The organism is Capnocytophaga sp. G2 (assembly GCF_035282625.1).
Classification (GTDB): Bacteria; Bacteroidota; Bacteroidia; order Flavobacteriales; family Flavobacteriaceae; genus Capnocytophaga.
On record NZ_JAYKBU010000010.1, the window covers coordinates 62,292 to 79,232 of the forward strand.

At 39.8% G+C, this 16,941-nt stretch carries 18 protein-coding genes; 7 read left to right on the forward strand and 11 right to left on the reverse strand.

The window, feature by feature from the left end:
* Nucleotides 1-21 precede the first annotated feature (21 nt).
* Nucleotides 22-816, forward strand: a complete 795-nt coding sequence (ccsA, locus tag VJJ03_RS07105) for a cytochrome c biogenesis protein CcsA (protein ID WP_009745163.1) — start codon at nt 22-24, stop codon at nt 814-816.
* Here ccsA and VJJ03_RS07110 read toward each other — a convergent pair.
* A complete protein-coding gene (locus VJJ03_RS07110; RefSeq protein WP_323974720.1) occupies nt 808-1,836 on the reverse strand; it encodes an o-succinylbenzoate synthase in 1,029 nt (342 codons plus the stop codon). The two genes, ccsA and VJJ03_RS07110, sit on opposite strands and share 9 nt — an antisense overlap.
* A 79-nt stretch (nt 1,837-1,915) precedes the next feature.
* Between VJJ03_RS07110 and gldB the strand changes: the two genes are divergently transcribed.
* From gldB to VJJ03_RS07125, 3 genes are read left to right on the forward strand one after another with little or no spacing between them, the layout of a single operon-like run.
* Nucleotides 1,916-2,869 (forward strand): gliding motility lipoprotein GldB, encoded by a 954-nt coding sequence (gene gldB, locus VJJ03_RS07115; RefSeq protein ID WP_323974650.1) that lies wholly within the window; start codon nt 1,916-1,918, stop codon nt 2,867-2,869.
* A 3-nt stretch (nt 2,870-2,872) separates the two neighbouring features.
* Nucleotides 2,873-3,205, forward strand: coding sequence for a gliding motility protein GldC (gene gldC, locus VJJ03_RS07120; RefSeq protein ID WP_009745166.1), 333 nt, complete (start codon nt 2,873-2,875; stop codon nt 3,203-3,205).
* 12 nt (nt 3,206-3,217) lie between these two features.
* Entirely contained in the window at nt 3,218-4,210 is a 993-nt protein-coding gene (locus VJJ03_RS07125) for a Gfo/Idh/MocA family oxidoreductase (RefSeq protein ID WP_323974652.1), read from the forward strand.
* A gap of 77 nt (nt 4,211-4,287) precedes the next feature.
* Here VJJ03_RS07125 and VJJ03_RS07130 read toward each other — a convergent pair whose 3' ends face one another.
* The 10 genes from VJJ03_RS07130 to VJJ03_RS07175 form a co-directional block, all read right to left on the reverse strand.
* Nucleotides 4,288-5,154 carry an SDR family oxidoreductase gene (locus VJJ03_RS07130; protein ID WP_323974654.1) on the reverse strand — a complete coding sequence of 289 codons (867 nt, stop codon included), beginning with the start codon at nt 5,152-5,154 and terminating at the stop codon, nt 4,288-4,290.
* Between the two features lie 4 nt (nt 5,155-5,158).
* A complete protein-coding gene (locus tag VJJ03_RS07135) occupies nt 5,159-5,623 on the reverse strand; it encodes an SMI1/KNR4 family protein (RefSeq protein WP_323974656.1) in 465 nt (154 codons plus the stop codon).
* Nucleotides 5,624-5,635: 12 nt separating this feature from the next.
* Nucleotides 5,636-6,250 carry a CDP-alcohol phosphatidyltransferase family protein gene (locus tag VJJ03_RS07140; RefSeq protein ID WP_009745171.1) on the reverse strand — a complete coding sequence of 205 codons (615 nt, stop codon included), beginning with the start codon at nt 6,248-6,250 and terminating at the stop codon, nt 5,636-5,638.
* On the reverse strand, nt 6,250-6,540 hold the full coding sequence (locus tag VJJ03_RS07145; RefSeq protein ID WP_323974659.1) for a hypothetical protein: 291 nt from the start codon (nt 6,538-6,540) through the stop codon (nt 6,250-6,252). Before VJJ03_RS07145 ends, VJJ03_RS07140 begins: the two co-directional genes overlap by 1 nt.
* Before the next feature lie 77 nt (nt 6,541-6,617).
* On the reverse strand, nt 6,618-7,424 hold the full coding sequence (locus VJJ03_RS07150; RefSeq protein ID WP_323974661.1) for a type II CAAX prenyl endopeptidase Rce1 family protein: 807 nt from the start codon (nt 7,422-7,424) through the stop codon (nt 6,618-6,620).
* Nucleotides 7,425-7,472: 48 nt separating this feature from the next.
* Entirely contained in the window at nt 7,473-9,812 is a 2,340-nt protein-coding gene (locus VJJ03_RS07155; protein ID WP_323974663.1) for a TonB-dependent receptor, read from the reverse strand.
* A 242-nt stretch (nt 9,813-10,054) separates the two neighbouring features.
* On the reverse strand, nt 10,055-11,227 hold the full coding sequence (locus tag VJJ03_RS07160; RefSeq protein ID WP_323974665.1) for a helix-turn-helix domain-containing protein: 1,173 nt from the start codon (nt 11,225-11,227) through the stop codon (nt 10,055-10,057).
* Nucleotides 11,228-11,315: 88 nt separating this feature from the next.
* Nucleotides 11,316-12,029, reverse strand: coding sequence for a GNAT family protein (locus tag VJJ03_RS07165; RefSeq protein ID WP_323974667.1), 714 nt, complete (start codon nt 12,027-12,029; stop codon nt 11,316-11,318).
* An 83-nt stretch (nt 12,030-12,112) separates the two neighbouring features.
* Entirely contained in the window at nt 12,113-12,724 is a 612-nt protein-coding gene (locus tag VJJ03_RS07170) for a hypothetical protein (RefSeq protein WP_323974669.1), read from the reverse strand.
* Nucleotides 12,725-12,957: 233 nt separating this feature from the next.
* Nucleotides 12,958-13,920 (reverse strand): transporter, encoded by a 963-nt coding sequence (locus VJJ03_RS07175; RefSeq protein WP_323974671.1) that lies wholly within the window; start codon nt 13,918-13,920, stop codon nt 12,958-12,960.
* Between the two features lie 302 nt (nt 13,921-14,222).
* Here VJJ03_RS07175 and VJJ03_RS07180 point away from each other — a divergent pair, with 302 nt between their 5' ends.
* The 3 genes from VJJ03_RS07180 (at nt 14,223) to VJJ03_RS07190 (ending at nt 16,934) form a co-directional block, all read left to right on the forward strand.
* A complete protein-coding gene (locus tag VJJ03_RS07180; protein ID WP_323974673.1) occupies nt 14,223-15,122 on the forward strand; it encodes a hypothetical protein in 900 nt (299 codons plus the stop codon).
* Nucleotides 15,123-15,189: 67 nt separating this feature from the next.
* Nucleotides 15,190-15,828, forward strand: a complete 639-nt coding sequence (locus VJJ03_RS07185) for an NAD(P)H-binding protein (protein ID WP_323974675.1) — start codon at nt 15,190-15,192, stop codon at nt 15,826-15,828.
* A 164-nt stretch (nt 15,829-15,992) separates the two neighbouring features.
* Nucleotides 15,993-16,934 (forward strand): DUF6268 family outer membrane beta-barrel protein, encoded by a 942-nt coding sequence (locus tag VJJ03_RS07190; RefSeq protein ID WP_323974677.1) that lies wholly within the window; start codon nt 15,993-15,995, stop codon nt 16,932-16,934.
* Nucleotides 16,935-16,941: the final 7 nt, after the last annotated feature.

Below are 16,941 nucleotides of genomic sequence, written 5' to 3' on the forward strand. Positions count from 1 at the left end.
ATTAAAAATTAATCATTAATAATGTGGTCTTATTTTGATATAGTAACCTATTTATCAGTAGCCTTGTGGCTATTAGGAGGGGTGCTTATTTATAGCAAAAACAGAGCCTTCAGAAAGATAGGGGTTATCGGTCATTTGGTGGCTACCTTAGGGGTAGGGGTTTTTATTGTGGCTCTTTGGCAAAGCTTAGAGCGTCCACCCTTACGTACCCTTGCTGAAACACGTATTTGGTATGCCTTCTTTATGGGGCTTATAGGCTATGCTATCTACTTGCTCTATCGCCAAAAGTGGATGCTTAGTTACTCGGCTGTAATGGGGATTGTGTTCGTAATGCTTACCTTCACTCACCCCGACACGATGAACAAAGCCCTGATGCCTGCCTTGCAGAGTGTATGGTTTATCCCACATGTTATCGTATATATCTTTGCTTATGCGATGCTGGGTATGGCTTCACTCACCGCTTTCTACGGCATCTATCGCTATAGAAAAGGACGAGAGGTACATTCAGTATTCTTAATAACCGACCAGCTCATTAAGGTCGGCTACGTATTTCTCACCTTTGGCTTGCTCTTTGGAGCATTATGGGCTAAGGAGGCTTGGGGGCACTATTGGACGTGGGATCCTAAGGAAACATGGGCTTTTATCACATGGCTTGGCTATTTAGTGTATCTTCATCATAAGTACAATCACAAAGAAAAGAAACCTTTTCAGAGCTTTGTAATTGTAGGAGTTGCTTTTCTTCTTCTGCTAATATGTTGGTTTGGTGTGAACTACCTACCTACAGCACAGATGAGTGTACATACATATTCAGGATAAGGAGGATGTAGGCTTGTACCAGAGTTTTCCTTTTTCTACTTTCAGAGAACTTGGAAAATTGTTGGTATAGAGACTTCCTGTGCCCAAACCTTGTGGAATATTAGTCTTTAGGGTGAAAGTCCATTGAGCAATAGCAGAAAGCCCTACGTTTCCCTCAAGGGCTGAGGTAACCCACCAATCTATGTTTTCTTTTTCTGCAAGAGAAATCCATTCTTCACTACCTTTGTATCCGCCTATGAGTGAAGGCTTTAGGATAATATAGGCAGGTTTTATCCATTGAAGCATCTCTTCTTTCCGATAAGGGCAAACAATACCTATGAGTTCCTCATCCAAGGCAATGGGTAGGGGAGAGGTTTCACAAAGGTGAGCCATCGCCTCATACTGTCCTGCCCGAATAGGTTGTTCTATGGAGTGGAGCTGTAGGTCAGAAAGCCGTTTGAGTTTTTCCAAGGCATCGAGGGGCGAGAAGGCACCATTAGCATCTACCCGAAGTTCTATGTCAGAAGGTGTGTATTCCTGACGAATGCCTTTAAGGAGGTCATATTCTGTCTCAAAATCTATAGCCCCAATCTTCATCTTGATACAGCGGAAGCCTTGAGAGAGTTTTTCTCGTATTTGTTGCTGCATGAAATTCTTATCACCCATCCATATGAGTCCATTGATGGGGATCGCCTCCTTCCCCTCTGTGAAGGCTGAGGGAAAAAGTACTCCTTCCTCTTGGGCTTCTAGCGAACGGAAAGCCTGCTCCACTCCAAACTGGATAGAGGGGTAGCTCTTGAGTTGTTCCCAAAGGACATCTTTGCCTAAGGAAATATGATTACAAGTCCATAGAAGTTTGCTGTGTTGGTAATCGGACAGGTTGTCTATACTTAGACCTGGCAGCGGACTACATTCGCCTATACCATGACGTCCGTTATGTTCTATGGTCAGCAGCCAAGTAGGTTTCTCGGTTAGTACCCCACGCGAGGTACCCGCAGGTCGCTTGAACTGTAGGGTATATTTTTGATAAGTAGCTTTCATCATTGTTTTTACAAATTAGCAACAAAATTAGTGATTTTTCCGATAAAAATTATTATTTTTGCCACTGAATTTTTAGAAGATGAAATATTTCTATTTTTTATTTATAACACTAAGTCTTATCCTATTAGGATGTAACCGTACTGAAAGGAAGATAGCTCAAATTCCTATGGAAGTGAAGGTATTACGAATTGATTCTATTTTTTTTCATACCCCTGCTAAAGAATTCGTTCAAATAAAGGCTAAATATCCTCTTTTTTTTCCTGAAAATACTACAGATGAAGAATGGCTTGAGAAACAGGCAGATTCTTTACAAAGGGTGCTCTTCTCGGAAACAGAGAGAACTTTCGGAGATTTCTCTCAAGAGAAGAAAGAAATTAAGCGTATTTACCAGCATATCAAGTATTACTTTCCTCATTTTAAATCTGTTAAGGTAGTTACCGTAACCTCTGATGTGGATTATTCTTCTCGAGTGATATATGCAGACAGTTTACTGGTCATAGGTCTGGACAATTATTTAGGAGCGAAACATCCCTTTTATGTGGATATTGATGGATATATAGCACAGGAAATGGATAAAAAGTATCTCCCCGTGGATGTGGCTTTAGCTTTTGCTCGAGCAATCATTCCTCCTGAGCGGAATGCTACTTTCTTGGATGCTATGGTATATGAAGGAAAAATACTTTACTTAGCACAACGTTTCTTACCTTCTATGCAAGAGAAAGATATATTAAAATATACTCAGGAAAAATACCAATGGGCACAGGAGAATGAGGCTCAAATATGGCGGTATTTTATAGAAAATCAACTCCTATATAGTACCGATAGAAAGATACTTAGCAGATTTATCGATATAGCTCCTTTCTCCAAATTTTATTTAGAATTGGACAACCAATCCCCTGGAGGTGTAGGACGATTCATAGGGCTTTCTATTGTGAAACAATATATGGAAAAACATCCTGAGGCTCTCCAAAAATTAGGATTAATTTCTACGGAGGAACTCTTTAAAAAGGCAAATTATAAACCTAAAAAATAGAAAATGAATCATACTTCTGAAATAAATTTGAAAGTAGAACTGGATGAAAACCGTGTCCCTGAACGGATCCTTTGGGATGCTCCTGATGGAGGGATCTCCCGCCAAGAAGCAAAAGCTATGTTTCTAGCAGTATGGGATCATAAAACCAAAGAAGCCCTCCGAATAGATCTGTGGACAAAGGATATGCCCCTGGATGAAATGAAGGTTTTCTTTTACCAAACATTTCAAACTATGGCAGATACTTTCTATAAAGCGACACAAGACCAAAAAATGACCGACACTATGCGTGATTTCTGTGAATATTTCGCTGAGAAAATGGAAATTACTAAAAAATAATTATGAATTAAGATGAAAAGTAAACTAAAAATAGGAGTTCTAGGAGCTGGACATTTAGGAAAAATTCATTTGAAACTCCTTAGTCAATCTCAAAGATATGAACTCATGGGCTTTTATGACCCAGACAGAGAACAAGCCCAAAAAGTAGTAGAGGAGTTTGGCTATACCTATTATGATAATATAGACCAACTCATTCAGGCAGTGGAAGTAGTGGATATTGTAACTCCTACACTCTCTCATTATGAGTGTGCTATGAAGGCTATTGAGGCGAACAGACATCTTTTTATTGAAAAGCCAATTACCAGTACCGTAGAAGAAGCAGAGAAAATTTTTCACCTATTAGAGAAAAAGCATCTTAAAGGACAGGTAGGACATGTAGAACGTTTTAACCCTGCCTTTCTTTCTGCTAAACATTCTATTGAAAACCCTATGTTCATTGAGGCACATCGGTTGGCTGAGTTCAATCCAAGAGGAACAGATGTCTCCGTAGTACTTGACTTGATGATTCATGATATAGATGTGCTCCTGAGTGTAGTACAATCCCCTGTAAAACACATAGAAGCCAGTGGAGTGGCGGTCATTAGTAAGTCCCCCGATATTACCAATGCTCGTATTGAGTTTGAGAACGGATGCGTGGCAAACCTTACGGCAAGTCGTATCTCCATGAAGAACATGCGTAAGAGCCGTTTCTTTCAGAAGGATGCTTATATCTCAGTGGATTTCTTGGAGAGAAAAGTGGAAGTAGTGCGCATGAAGGATGCTCCTAAGGAACCTAATGAATATGATATAGTTCTCCAGAATGCTGAAGGGGAACGTAAGCAGATATACTTTGAATATCCAGAGGTACTCCCTTCCAATGCAATCCTTAACGAATTAGAAACCTTCGCCGATGCTATTGAGAATGATACCACTCCTATTGTAACGCTTCTACAAGGTACCGAAGCCCTCCGACTTGCTAAGAGAATTGTGGCCAAAATAGAGGAAAATTTTAAGTCTTTCCATTAGGAAAGACTTTTCTTCTCATTTTTCTTAGGGTATATAGATGTACTTTGGGAGAGGCTGATGTTTTCCCTAAGGAAGTATTATTTTTGGTTTAGTTCCTCAAAAAATGCCTTCAGCCTATGTTTTCCTACTTTCATTGGCGCTACCGAATCCATTGCCATTACGGTGAAAACGAATTCTATAGTGCCGTAAGCACTTTTAGGCAAGAGGTATTTGCCTATTTTCAAAACGGCCTTCCGTACCCAATCAGGCAAAAAACCGATCTTCACAGGCTTGTGCAACACCTCGAAAGCCAAAGCAGCGATTTCATACTGGGTGAACACCTCAGCCCCTCCTACATTCACTTCCTTTTCGGAGCTCTCTAATTGCGCTACACACACCTGGGCTAAATCCTCACCGTGAATAGGATTCATGGCGTATTGTCCTTTGCTAAACAGACGTATTTTGTCCTCTTTTGCCATCTTGAAAAAGGTGGCTATATCGCTATAGAAAGCCGAGGGTCGCACAATACAGTAGTCCATCCCACTGGTTTTAAGAGCCTCTACAAAACGTTCTTTGGCAGCCCCAATGGCGATATGTCGCAGAGCTTCGCCGTTTAATACGGAAATATATATGAACTTACGTACCCCTGAGCGCAGTGCTTCATCAAGTAAGTTTTTGTTAGCTGCATAATCTACTTGCTCGTAGGTGAGTTTGTCTTTCTGCCGAGTAATTCCGACAGCGGAAATCACTTGGGTAACACCCTTGCACACACCGAGTAAAGTATTGGGTTTTGTTACCTCAGCCTCGACTACTTCTAATAGTGGGTAGGTAAGTAAGGCGAGCGCTATTTTTGACTTATTGCGCACTACAATGCAGGTAGGATATTCTTTTTTTAAGAGTTCAGTTAATATAAACTGACCTAAATAACCGGTCGCTCCGGCTAATAATATTTTTTCTGTTTTCATTTGTTTACTCTTCTTCTTCCCCTAAAGCTAAAAAATCTTCAAAATATGCATCAAAAGAATCAAACATAGGGGTTGGTTTATATATTTCAAAGATGCCCTTATCATTACAGCAAACCTCTGCTCCAAAAACTTTAGCATCTTTTAGGCGAACTCTATTAGATACTTTATATAGCGTTAGAAACTCATCTACTTCGTAGTGTAGTACAATGAAATCCTCCGAGAGATGCAAATCCTCCCTTAGTTGCTTGGTCAGTGTTACAACGGGATAGGATATGCTACCCTCTTCTTTGTAAATACCATTGATGTAAACATCTCCATAATTACACGACCCACATTCCGATAGAAAATCTACATATACTTCAGGGAGTAATATGCCTAATTCATCTTCTATATGCTTAATTTCATCCGCATTAGCACCCAGAGAGTACTCAAATTCCCCACTCTGTTTTAATCTCCTCAGATAATTCATATTATTAATTATTTAATTGAATAGTTTGTGTTTCTTTATTTGTTTTCCTTTTCTCAGTAGGTAAGCGTGATAAGCACTGGGGATATCGTTCTGCCATTTAGGGAGTAACAAAATGATAAGAATGACATCTAATTGTGAGAAAAGCCCCCAATAGATTGCCAAGAGCAAAGAGAAACCTCCATAACCAAAGCCTATAAGCGAGATAAAAGCCACTAATAAGCATACACCCCACAGCTTGGAAAGAAAAGCGTGTGTACAAGTTTCTTTGCCGAACCGCCAAAAACTCACACCATAGCAGAGTCCTTCCATTACAAAAAGGGCAATGATTTCATACCGATAGGCAGCTATCAAGGTAGGATTCAGATGATAACACACCACGCCCACACACAGCCAAAATATCAAATCCGTTTGACTATCCATTCGCCGCATTGCCACGGTGCATACTCCCATATAGCGTGCAATAATCCCATCGAAAATATCCGATAACAATCCTAATACAATAAAGACTACTATCCATAGTCTTGCTGTAGGTTCTTCTACTTTATATGCCACCCACAAGATGGTAGGGGCTAATAAAAACCGAAATAGTATCAGTAAATAGGGTAATTTGTTTAATAGCATTTTCATTATTCAAACACAATTCTTCCTACGATTTTAGCGCCTTCATAGACCTCCATTTCTTTCAGTTCGTCCAAAATAGGGTGAGGGGCGTGGTCAAACAAGAATTTCACTTGGCATAAAGCACTGTATTCATCCTCTTTTATTGGCTTGTCAAAGATAATCACGATACTCCAATTGGGCTGATCCAGTTGCGCAATATGAGTGGTGGCATAATAGACTTCACCCGTAGGAGGGTGTTGCCGTCCGCTTTCTTCTTTAGTAAGAAAGTGAATGATACCTGTTCTTTGTTTTTGCATAACTGAAAGGTGTTTTTACTCCACAAAAGTAGGTATTTATTTACTAATAACCAAATTAGGAGATAGGTGTTAGGGGCTTAGGTTCCACTGAAAAATAGTTTTTTCTCTTTCACTAATATATATCCCACGAGTAGGACGAATAAGCCTGTTTGTATCAGTTTGCTATCGAGGTGGGTGGCGAAGATTTCGTTGGAAACATTGGCTACCAAATGAAACAATATGGCTACCAGCACGTTGCGCCCTGATTTGTAATACAACCAGTTGATGATAAACACAAAGGAAAACAGACTCACAAAAAAGTTAGCCGTATAAATCCACCCTTCCGCTTGTATGTTGCTCTGGTAATAATCTTTTACAAAGAACAAAGGCAAATGCCATAACCCCCAATACACAGTAAAGATAACCGATGAGGTGAACAAACTCCACCTACTGCGCAAAGCATCAGTGCCGTAAGTATGCCAAGCTAATTCTTCGACCACTGGCGCCAAACAGAGCACAAACCAAGCATTGAAAGGTGCTGAACTGAAACTAGGCTCTCCCGAAATGTAAAACTGGTCAAGACTATGTCCTAAATCGAGCGAAAGTAGCTGTGCCACGACAATGGAAAGGGGTGGAAACAAGAGGGTAATCCAAAAATAGCGGTTGGTGAGCAAATTTCTACCTATAAAACGCGTTTTGAGGTCGGATAAGAGCTCCTTATTGCGCGCAAAGAGGTAGGTAGCCACACCCATAGGCGCTAACAAGCCTGCCAATTCAAAAAAGCCTGTCCAAAAAGCATTAGGTGCTTTTGGCTGGTGGCTCCAATAAGCCACCACAAACCACAATACCCAAGGAATCACAAGGGAAAGGGTAAAAAACAAAATAGGGTGATTATATTTTTTCATAAGTAAAAAGTGAATAATGAATAGTGAAAAGTGCCTGTGCGGCTCGCACTAGAATTCTATTTTATAACTGATATTAGGAATCACCAAAGTAGCTTTGCTGAGCTCAATCGCACCGGTTTGGTAATTGTAATTATGGTCGATATAGATAGGCGCACCGAGTACATTCTTCATTTGGAAAGAGAACACGCTACTGCTCTTGCGGTGGTTGATGCGGTAATTCACAGTAAGGTCGGCGTAGGTAAGGGTGCGGAATTGCTCGCTAAAAGCCCGACTTTCATCGTATATTACGCGTTTTTGGGCTAACGATTGGCTTTCCAAAATCGGACTGTAACGCTCACCTCCAGTTACACTCACACGCACATTCACATCAAGCACCTTGCGGTTATTGGCGAAATAGAACTCTTTGCCAAAGAGGGCATTCAGTACAAAACCTTTGTTATAGCGCGTATTACGCCACACATTATCCCCCGCTTTATATTCGGATTTGAAGATAGAACCTGTGATAAGGTAATAATAATTATCACCCAAAAAGCGCTCCAAAGTAAGGTCGATACCATAATTGCGACCTTTGGTATTATTCACGAGTGCTTTGTTGAGATACAAGGCTCGTCGCAAATTGATAAGTGAGTAGCTGGTACCCTCTTCCCCTGGGATATTCCACAGATATTGATAATAGGCTTCGGCTTTGAAACGCAATTTATCGGTAAGCATCCAGTCGTAACCTAACACAAAATGATGTGCATCGCTAAGTTTCAAATCCTTATTCACAGCTACACCACCTACTTCTATCATATACACATTCAAATCTTCTCTTTGAGAGTGTTTGCCATAACCAAAGCTCAAACTGTGTTTATCGGAAAGTTTCCAAACCAATCCTGCCCTACTTTCAAGAGAGAGTTCTTTACTCAAACCAAAGTAGTTAGTGCGCAATCCCACGTTAGCCAAAAGGGCAGGCGATAGCTGGTATTTGAGTTGGGCATAGCCCTCAGTAAGGTTAGTACTACCTGCTGAATTGACGATACGCGCATAAGTTGAAGGCATATAATCCTGTGCAGCGCTGAGGTTATATTTGTAGAAAAGTTGTTTAGATGAAATCCCTACTTTTAAAGTAGCCAAAGAAGAGAGTTTATGAGTGAGTGAGGTTGCCAAAGTGAGTGTGCCGTTTTGTTTTTTAAGTCGGCTATCGGGGGTGAACACGGAAGCATCATCGGAAAGGTAATCGGTGCTAATACGGTCGTCAGTACCCGAAAAAGCGAGGTGTGATTCTACAAAACTGCGCTCGCCAGCGGTGATTTGGTGACGCAACCCTACTGTTCCCACATAAGTATCCCAATTGTTATTCACGCGGTCGATATCAGTTTTCCAGTCGGTTGGAGCGCTCAAAGCATCTTTATGAGTGTTGTCAATCCCCCCGATACCCCAAAGAGAGAATGTACCTGCTTTTTCGGTAGGGAAATTCAATTTAAAGGAAAAATCTTGGTACTTGATACGCTGACTGGTTTTATTGATTTTCAAATCGTTCAGTAATCCCAAAGTAGAATAGCGATAGTTGAAAAGATAAGAAGAACCTTTGGCACGTGAAAGCGGACCTTCGGACGCAAAGTCGAGCCCCAATACGCCCACTTGTGCCGTATGTTCATAGCGGGAAGTATTGCCAGTGCGCATTTTCACATCAAAAACAGCTGCGAGCGCATTGCCATACTCGGCAGGAAAAGCCCCTGTAAGAAAATCGGAATTACCAATTACCTGATTGCTAAAAAGCGTAATGAGTCCGCCCCCGATGACATTCCCCCCAGAAAAATGCTGAGGTGAAGGGATTTCCACTCCTTCCAATCGCCATTGCACACCTTGGGGTGCATTCCCGCGTACGACGATAGAGTTGTCCTGCAAGTTACCCGTAGAGACCCCTGCAAAGGCAGAAGCCAAACGCGCAGGGTCGCTAAGCCCGCCAGCATAGCGCTGTGTTTCCTCTACTGAAAAAGTACGAGCACTTACAGTAGCCATAGGGTTAAGTGCTTTCTCTTTATGGATGCCAGCTACCACTTCTACTCCTTCCATTTCGGTAATGGCTTCCTTGAGAGCGATATTGAGCACTACTTCCTTGGCTGAGGTGAGCATCACCTCGGGAATCACAAGACTTTCGTAGCCTATATATGAAATTTGTAGTGCAACCCTACCTAACGGAAGATTGGAGAGTGTAAAATTACCCGCCTCATCGGTAGTAGTGCCGATAACGGGATCGGAATGTTGCACTATTACAGTAGCTCCCAACAGAGGTTCATGGGTGCTTTGGTCAAAAACTTTTCCCTTGATAGTTTGAGTAAAATTCTGCCCATGAGCTATAAAAGGCACTAATAAAAATAGGATAATGTTCAAAAAAGTTTTCATGCTGTTTGCTTTTGAAATTTGGTGCAAAAGTACAGCAGAAAACAAGAGGCATCGCCCAAGCGTGAGGGAATAGACGCATTTTTTAATGGTTAATGTTTAGTGATTAATGATTAATTGGTAGTGAAGTAAGGGGTTAGGGAGGTTTTATTCGTCGGAAGAATTGTGCGGGGTGGATGGGTCTGAGGTTGCGAAAAGAGGGATGAGCGTGAAGGTTTGGACATGCTAAACTATGCTTCTCGCGCCTAATTCACAAATTCACTCGGTGTTTTACCCGTAATTTTCTTAAACACTTGATTGAAAGATGATTTAGAGTTAAAGCCCGCTTCATAGGCAAGCCCCAGAAGATTAAAATTCTTATCAATGTCTTTCTTTGCCAAAGCGATAAACTCTTCGACACGATAGCTGTTCACAAAGTCATAAAAATTCTTTCCTTCGTACTGATTAATGATTTGTGAAAGGTGATTTGGTGGTACACCTAACATTTCAGCCAATTGTCCTAAAGAAAGCTTCGACTCTAAATAAGGCTTTTTATTTTTCATTAAATCCAATAACTGTTGGTGTAGTTTCCTTGCATCTTCCGCTTTCAATCCCGATTTGTGGTATTCAGGAGTTTTGGGGAATGGAGAAGGTTCAATATAGTCTGAATTGTCAGATTGGTCGGGTAAGGCTAAATTCTTTATAAAAAGCTTTTGTTTTTCAACACTAAAAATTCCCTGATACCGTATGCCCCAGAAGCCAATAAACCCTATAAGCAAGACAAAGAGACCTAAGAAAATAAGTTCTATATTAACTCCTAATGTAACTTCTAACAGAAATTGCACTATATATCCCACTATCATCACAGAGAAAATCAGTCCAAACCCAAGGAGCAACAGCCGTAGCCACTGTAGGCTGATACCTTCGTTATAGGCAAATTGCTGACTTATCATCTGTTCATATTGATTGATTTTCTGATAAGCCAATACTGAATAGATCACACTCACCACTACAAAAGCTATAAATGAAAGCGTAAATAACCATTGATAGGAGCTATGATAATCGGCTTGGTCTATTATTGTTTTCTCAGTAGCGGAGTAACCAAAAAGGAAAGGAAACATCAGTATGTAGGTAAGTATAAAAGGCAAAAAGTGCAAGCTGTCCCACCAGTAAAGTCGTTGCGGTTGGCGTAGGTTAGTAACCACATAGAGATATACAAAAGGTGCAAACAAAAGGGGGAAAGGATGTGTAGCTCCTACTAAATGAGGATATTGTTCCCAATACCCTAAATAGTGTAGATAGTAGTTTAATAAATAGATACCAATAGATACCAACCATACTCCTAGTATATTGTCGGATAGACTTTTATGGGACTTGCTAAACAATAATGTTGATAGGAAGAAACTCAAGAAAATACCAATTGTAAAAAGACTACTCATTTTTTTAATTTACTAATTTGTTAATTAGTTTAGTTTCATTGATAATTGCTAAATAATTCAATGTATGAAAGTATAAAATAATTACAAATCAACTTAAATTTCTCTTAAGTTCACTTAACGAATGCTTTTGAAAGCCATCTATAGTAAAATTGTCCTCTGATAACCATTGTTCAAAGGCTTGACGATTGCCTTTCCATTCTTTATCTATCATAGAGAACCATGCCGTATCACGCGTGCGACCTTTATAAACAATTGCTTGCCGAAAGGTACCCTCATAGATAAATCCCAACCGTTGTGCTGCATATCGTGAGGGCGCATTCAGTGCATCACATTTCCATTCATAACGGCGGTATCTTAAGGTTTCAAATACATACTTTGCCAATAAATATTGAGCTTCAGTTGCCATTCGGGTACGTTGGAGTGCTTTAGAGAAAATAACCGTACCTACTTCTATTACGCGGTTTTTGGGGTCAATCCGCATTAAGGCAAATGTACCAATAGCCTTTCCTTCTTTTTTGTCTATAATAACAAAATAATAAGGGTCAGTGGAGGCTTCTTGCTTCATAAGTAAAGCTAATAACTCTTCCTTATTGGCTACAGGAGAGAAAGACAGATATGTCCAGTCCTTAAGCTCAGCGTATGGTTTGCCATAAAAATAATATAGGTCGCTGAGATGTTTTTCAGCAGAGAGGTGCTCCAATATGCAATATTTTCCCTCTAAGCGTTGTATTTTAGGGAATTGTCCTTCCTTATAATCAGGAAGAGACTCGCCGATAGGTTGTTGGAATTCGTTATAAGTCATGGCTATTGTTGTATTATTTCTTTCTTAAACAGAGATAAATAGCGATTTTGTGATAAAACATTAATTAGGTTGTATTTTCCTTATCATTTCTTCTTATCTTTCCATACATCAGGATTGAAGTAATATAGGATCCCTATTTGATACACTACATTTTTCGGGTCATATCGGAAAGGATATTCGTTGGTATTTGCTTTAGTAACACTCCAAAAACCTCCTTTTATACGTCCTTCTAAGGAAAGTTGCTCAGTAATTCGCAGTTCAAGCCCCATGAAGCCCGTTAGGTCTATCATTCGTTGCTCAGGGATATGAGAATCTCTGCTTAGAACAAAATCTACAGAGCCCCCGCAGTCCAAGCGCATTGCAGAGAGAAAGTTAAAATTCATTACATAGCCTAATGATAGGTAAGGGATAGAATAGACGGCGTTAATATTTTTTTCAGAGTATTCGTATTTGCCTCCTTGTCCTGAATAAGTGAGCTCAAACTTAGCGGCAAGAAAATTATAAACATAATCGGTATATACTAATCCGGCATAGGGTTTTTGGGTGGGATTATATTCACCATCCCCTCTAATGGATAAATTAGCAAAGTTCAGTCCTCCCCGAAATCCTAAGCTACTACTACGCACCCATGATTCTTCTTGTGCTGAGATAGGTATCCATATAAGCAGTAAAACTAAATAAGTAAGTCTTCTCATAAAAAAGTTGTTAATCTTCCAATAAGTCGTTTACATATTTGTATAGGTTTGATTTAGTATGATTGTGCAAAGATACAATTAATTTGCAAATTAGTTGTGTCTTTGTGTTTTAAAAATAGCAATGTTATGGAATTACAAGCTGGAAAAAGCTATCGTGTGAAAAGGGAGGTTTTTAACTTTCAAGTGATTTCTTGTATAGCTACTACAGCAAGTGATGGATAAATAATGAAAAACTAAGCCTTGTATTTTCCTCTTTTCCATATTTCTATGGAATTGATAATATTCTGCCAAAGGATGTAACAACCAGGTCCTACAGTGGAGAGCGGATGTAAGTAAGTGGCGGCTATCCAGATAGCAAAGGCGGTATTCTTCTGTCCTAAAGCCTGTCCTGCCTCAATAGAAGAAGTAAAAAAACGACCTATTAAGCGTCCTACAGCATATTGTAAAAGGCATAGTACTAATCCTGAGAAAGCGATGAATAATAGGAAAGATATACTTGTTTGTGCATGGAAGATATTCTTGAGAGTCGTGCCAGTAACAATCATTAGTGAGCATCCCCAGAGGTAAAAGGAAAGGTCAGGGATATGTATGAGCCATTGGTGGAAGCGATGGAGTAGGGGGAGGCTCTTAGTAAGGAGTGCCAATAACATAGGAACCACCAATACTAAACATACCTTCTGCATTATGATTGAGAAGGCACTCCAAAAGGTCATTTGCGAAGCAGGTTCTATCAGAGGGAAACATACGGGGATAAGTAGTGCACAGAGGAGATTGGAAAGGAAGGTATAAGTGGTCATCTGTTCTAAATTACCCCCGAGCTTGAGGGTTACTACAGCTGCCGCAGCAGCACATGGACTTATAATACAAGCAAGTATGCTCTCTAAAAGGATCAGTTCCTTTCCAATGATATGTAAAAAAAGAATCGCCACTACAATACCCGATACAAAAAGTAACTGAAAAACAGCTGTCCAGAAGTGCCATTGTACAGGGGCTAATTTCTTGAAATCTACTTTGCAAAAGGTAACATACAGTATAAGGAACATGAACAGAGGCAATATACTGTCAAACACAGGAGCAAGCCTTTGTGATAGTCCTTCCAAAGCCTCCACATAGTAGAATACTAAGTATGCCACCACTCCTATCCCCATGGAGAGAGGGAGGGTCCAATTCTTTATAAAACGAATAAACTTAGACATAGGTAAATTAGGCAATCAGAGGGCAAAAGTAATGAAATAATGATAAATGAGCAATGATTAAGAAATAAAAAATAAAGCTGTCTGAAAAGAGGATCTACTTCTAAAAACCTTCTTACAGTCTCATGTATTCCTCAATTCTAAGGGGTTAGAATAAGGTGTTTATGCTATTCCAAGTATATATACTGAGACCTCGAAAATATCAAAGAAAGGTTATTAATATTCGTCTAATTATTTTTTAGTAGTTTTTGTGTAATCCAAAAAATAGATGTACATTTGTAATGCAAATTAATTTTTACTCTTAAATGAAAAAAGCTCTTCTCTTTTTTGTTCTCTCTCTACTAGTAGGGATCGCCTTGGCTGCTCTTTACCTCTTCCTTGTTAGGAGATTTACCAGCAGTTATGATAGGGATATATCTATGCTTTTTTTCCCAATTCCCTTTCTATTAGGAGTATGGATATTCTATTCTTTTGCTTATAATCAGAAAATAATAGGTATCCTTGCTATCATCTGTACGATTGCTTTCTTCCGGTTTATGATGGGTATTTTGGGAGTTACTTTTTCTAAAGTATATGAAGGGTTAACAGTGCCTAAAGTCTATAAAAACTATCATTACATATCAGACTATAGAATATTGCATGCAGAAGGAACAAAATACCTTGTGAGACTTCCTGAAGATCTTCATCACTTTGTAGAAGGTATCTACCTCAACCCCAAAAACGAACTAGTTATCTATGATAAATCAAGACCTATTGACCACGACAAACCATCTGTTATTGACTATATGGAGAAATACAATTCCTTAGGGGAGCGTATGCAAGAAAATGATACAATAGAAATACAACAAGACATTCCTAATATTTTTGATGGAAATTCACAGCGCTTCTCTAAAAAAGAAGAAACTCTTAAACGTACATATATCAATCCTTTGTATGTAGAAAGTTATAAAAGAAAAGGAGGTGAATATGAAACTATTTTGTATTTTGATATAAATACCCTCCCTTATACTTTTAGATTTAAAACAAAATCCTCTTACATCAAAAATCAAAAAGAACTTTCAAAAACCCCTACAACCTATTATACAAATGACACTGAAACAATAGAGTCTTTTGGCACTATCAGTGTATATACTAATAAACATCTTCGCTATCAGCTGCTAAAGATAAGGGACGGGTTTTACGAGTTTTATATGATAAAAGAATAACACCATACACGATTTTTTGTATCTTTGTGCCCTTACCAATTAATCTAATCATTGAATATTAGTCATTATGAAAGCACTCATTATCGGCGCTACAGGCGCCACTGGAAAAGATTTAGTAACACAACTTTTAACCGACGACACTTATAGCGAGGTGCATTGCTTCGTGCGCAAACCTTTAGCCTTCTCCCACCCCAAGCTACACGCTCACGTGGTCAATTTCGATACCCCCGAGGCGTGGGCTGACTTACTTCAGGGTGATGTAGCTTTCTCTTGTTTGGGCACCACCTTAGCCGTTGCCGGTAGCAAAGATGCTCAATGGCGCGTGGATTACGACTATCAGTACGCCTTTGCCCAGCAGTGTAAAGCCAATGGGATACCTACTTTTGTACTCGTCTCGGCTGCAGGGGCTACAACGCAATCTAAACTGTTCTACAACCGTATGAAAGGACAGTTAGAGGATGCAGTGAAAGCCCTTGGTTTCTCACGCTTGCTCATTTTCCAACCCTCAGTATTAGTGCGCAAAGGGTCAGATAGAAAAGGTGAGCAATTTGGACTCAAAATGATTGTTCTCCTCAACAAAATAGGACTCTTCAAACGTTACCGCCCTATGCCTACCGAAATATTAGCCGAAAAAATGCTATCGACTGTATACAACTCCCCTAAAGGAACTTTTACCTTTGCTTTAGATAAAATTTTTGAGATATAATAGGCAAGGGCAACAATCATACACTTTGTCAAAGCCCTTAGGCTTTGACAAAGTGTATTATTAGTATAGTAATTCCCGCTTTTGGTATAGAAAAACAACTCTTTTTCTTCTAACAATCCGTTTTTCTGTACTTTTGCCACTGTAATACTTAAATCTTTATTATAGTGAAAGAGACGATAACTTTTATAGCTCTGCTCTTTGTAGCAAGTGTTTCAGCGCAAATCAGTGTAAAAGCAGAGTATATAAGCAATTCCGAGTTCTACGATGCAGTAAGCGACAGCAATATAGGCGATGGTTCGGCTATGATTTACTCTGTGGGGGCTTTGGTGCCCCTCTCTATGCAAACCCCTGAGGAAGACGACCCTTACCAGCGACCTACGGTATGGGGTGTAGGGCTTAACGGCACTTTTGTAAAGATGAACAACCACAACTTTCCTATCGGGAAAGAACTACTTTCAGAGGTGATGAACCTCGGCGTGAGCGCTATTCATCTCCGCCCTTTAAAAACACGTTGGTCTATGCTTATGGCACTCGGTGCAGGAAGCTATACCCCCGAAAATCGTCTTTCGTCTATTCATATAGGTGAAAATGTAGTAGCCAATGGCGCTGTAGTGTTTATATGGCACTGGAAATCCAACTTAGAAATAGGGGGAGGTGCTGCCCTTAATAACACCTTTGGCTACCCTATGCTATTCCCTGCCCTTTATGTTAAATACAAAGGCGGTTTTGCCGACAAATTCACCATAGAAGCTGCTTCTATCGATGGTGCAAAAATTGCTTTTGGGTATAACTTTAGCGAGCGCTTCAATCTGAAATTAGTTGCTAATGTGGGAGGTTATGCCGCTTACTTAAAACGCAACGGACGAAAGGAAACTTTCACCCAACAGAATATCATCACAGGCTTGCAACCTGAATTTAAGATAGGTAAATACTTAAGTATTCCTATTATAGCAGGGGCTAACTTTTTGCGTTCGGGTGTATACCAAGAGCGTAAACTCTCTGCAATGTTCAAATCTGAAGCCAAAAATGAAGATGGCACTCCTCGCTCCAGTCAGTTCAATCCTGCTTTTTACCTTTCGGCGGGGATTACAATCGGAGGAAACTAATAACAGG

Bases quoted from the DNA above. Each gene is read 5' to 3' on its own strand.
- ccsA (WP_009745163.1), top strand. From the start codon at position 22: ATGTGGTCTTATTTTGATATAGTAACCTATTTATCAGTAGCCTTGTGG.
- VJJ03_RS07110 (WP_323974720.1), bottom strand. From the start codon at position 1,836: ATGAAAGCTACTTATCAAAAATATACCCTACAGTTCAAGCGACCTGCG.
- gldB (WP_323974650.1), top strand. From the start codon at position 1,916: ATGAAATATTTCTATTTTTTATTTATAACACTAAGTCTTATCCTATTA.
- gldC (WP_009745166.1), top strand. From the start codon at position 2,873: ATGAATCATACTTCTGAAATAAATTTGAAAGTAGAACTGGATGAAAAC.
- VJJ03_RS07125 (WP_323974652.1), top strand. From the start codon at position 3,218: ATGAAAAGTAAACTAAAAATAGGAGTTCTAGGAGCTGGACATTTAGGA.
- VJJ03_RS07130 (WP_323974654.1), bottom strand. From the start codon at position 5,154: ATGAAAACAGAAAAAATATTATTAGCCGGAGCGACCGGTTATTTAGGT.
- VJJ03_RS07135 (WP_323974656.1), bottom strand. From the start codon at position 5,623: ATGAATTATCTGAGGAGATTAAAACAGAGTGGGGAATTTGAGTACTCT.
- VJJ03_RS07140 (WP_009745171.1), bottom strand. From the start codon at position 6,250: ATGAAAATGCTATTAAACAAATTACCCTATTTACTGATACTATTTCGG.
- VJJ03_RS07145 (WP_323974659.1), bottom strand. From the start codon at position 6,540: ATGCAAAAACAAAGAACAGGTATCATTCACTTTCTTACTAAAGAAGAA.
- VJJ03_RS07150 (WP_323974661.1), bottom strand. From the start codon at position 7,424: ATGAAAAAATATAATCACCCTATTTTGTTTTTTACCCTTTCCCTTGTG.
- VJJ03_RS07155 (WP_323974663.1), bottom strand. From the start codon at position 9,812: ATGAAAACTTTTTTGAACATTATCCTATTTTTATTAGTGCCTTTTATA.
- VJJ03_RS07160 (WP_323974665.1), bottom strand. From the start codon at position 11,227: ATGAGTAGTCTTTTTACAATTGGTATTTTCTTGAGTTTCTTCCTATCA.
- VJJ03_RS07165 (WP_323974667.1), bottom strand. From the start codon at position 12,029: ATGACTTATAACGAATTCCAACAACCTATCGGCGAGTCTCTTCCTGAT.
- VJJ03_RS07170 (WP_323974669.1), bottom strand. From the start codon at position 12,724: ATGAGAAGACTTACTTATTTAGTTTTACTGCTTATATGGATACCTATC.
- VJJ03_RS07175 (WP_323974671.1), bottom strand. From the start codon at position 13,920: ATGTCTAAGTTTATTCGTTTTATAAAGAATTGGACCCTCCCTCTCTCC.
- VJJ03_RS07180 (WP_323974673.1), top strand. From the start codon at position 14,223: ATGAAAAAAGCTCTTCTCTTTTTTGTTCTCTCTCTACTAGTAGGGATC.
- VJJ03_RS07185 (WP_323974675.1), top strand. From the start codon at position 15,190: ATGAAAGCACTCATTATCGGCGCTACAGGCGCCACTGGAAAAGATTTA.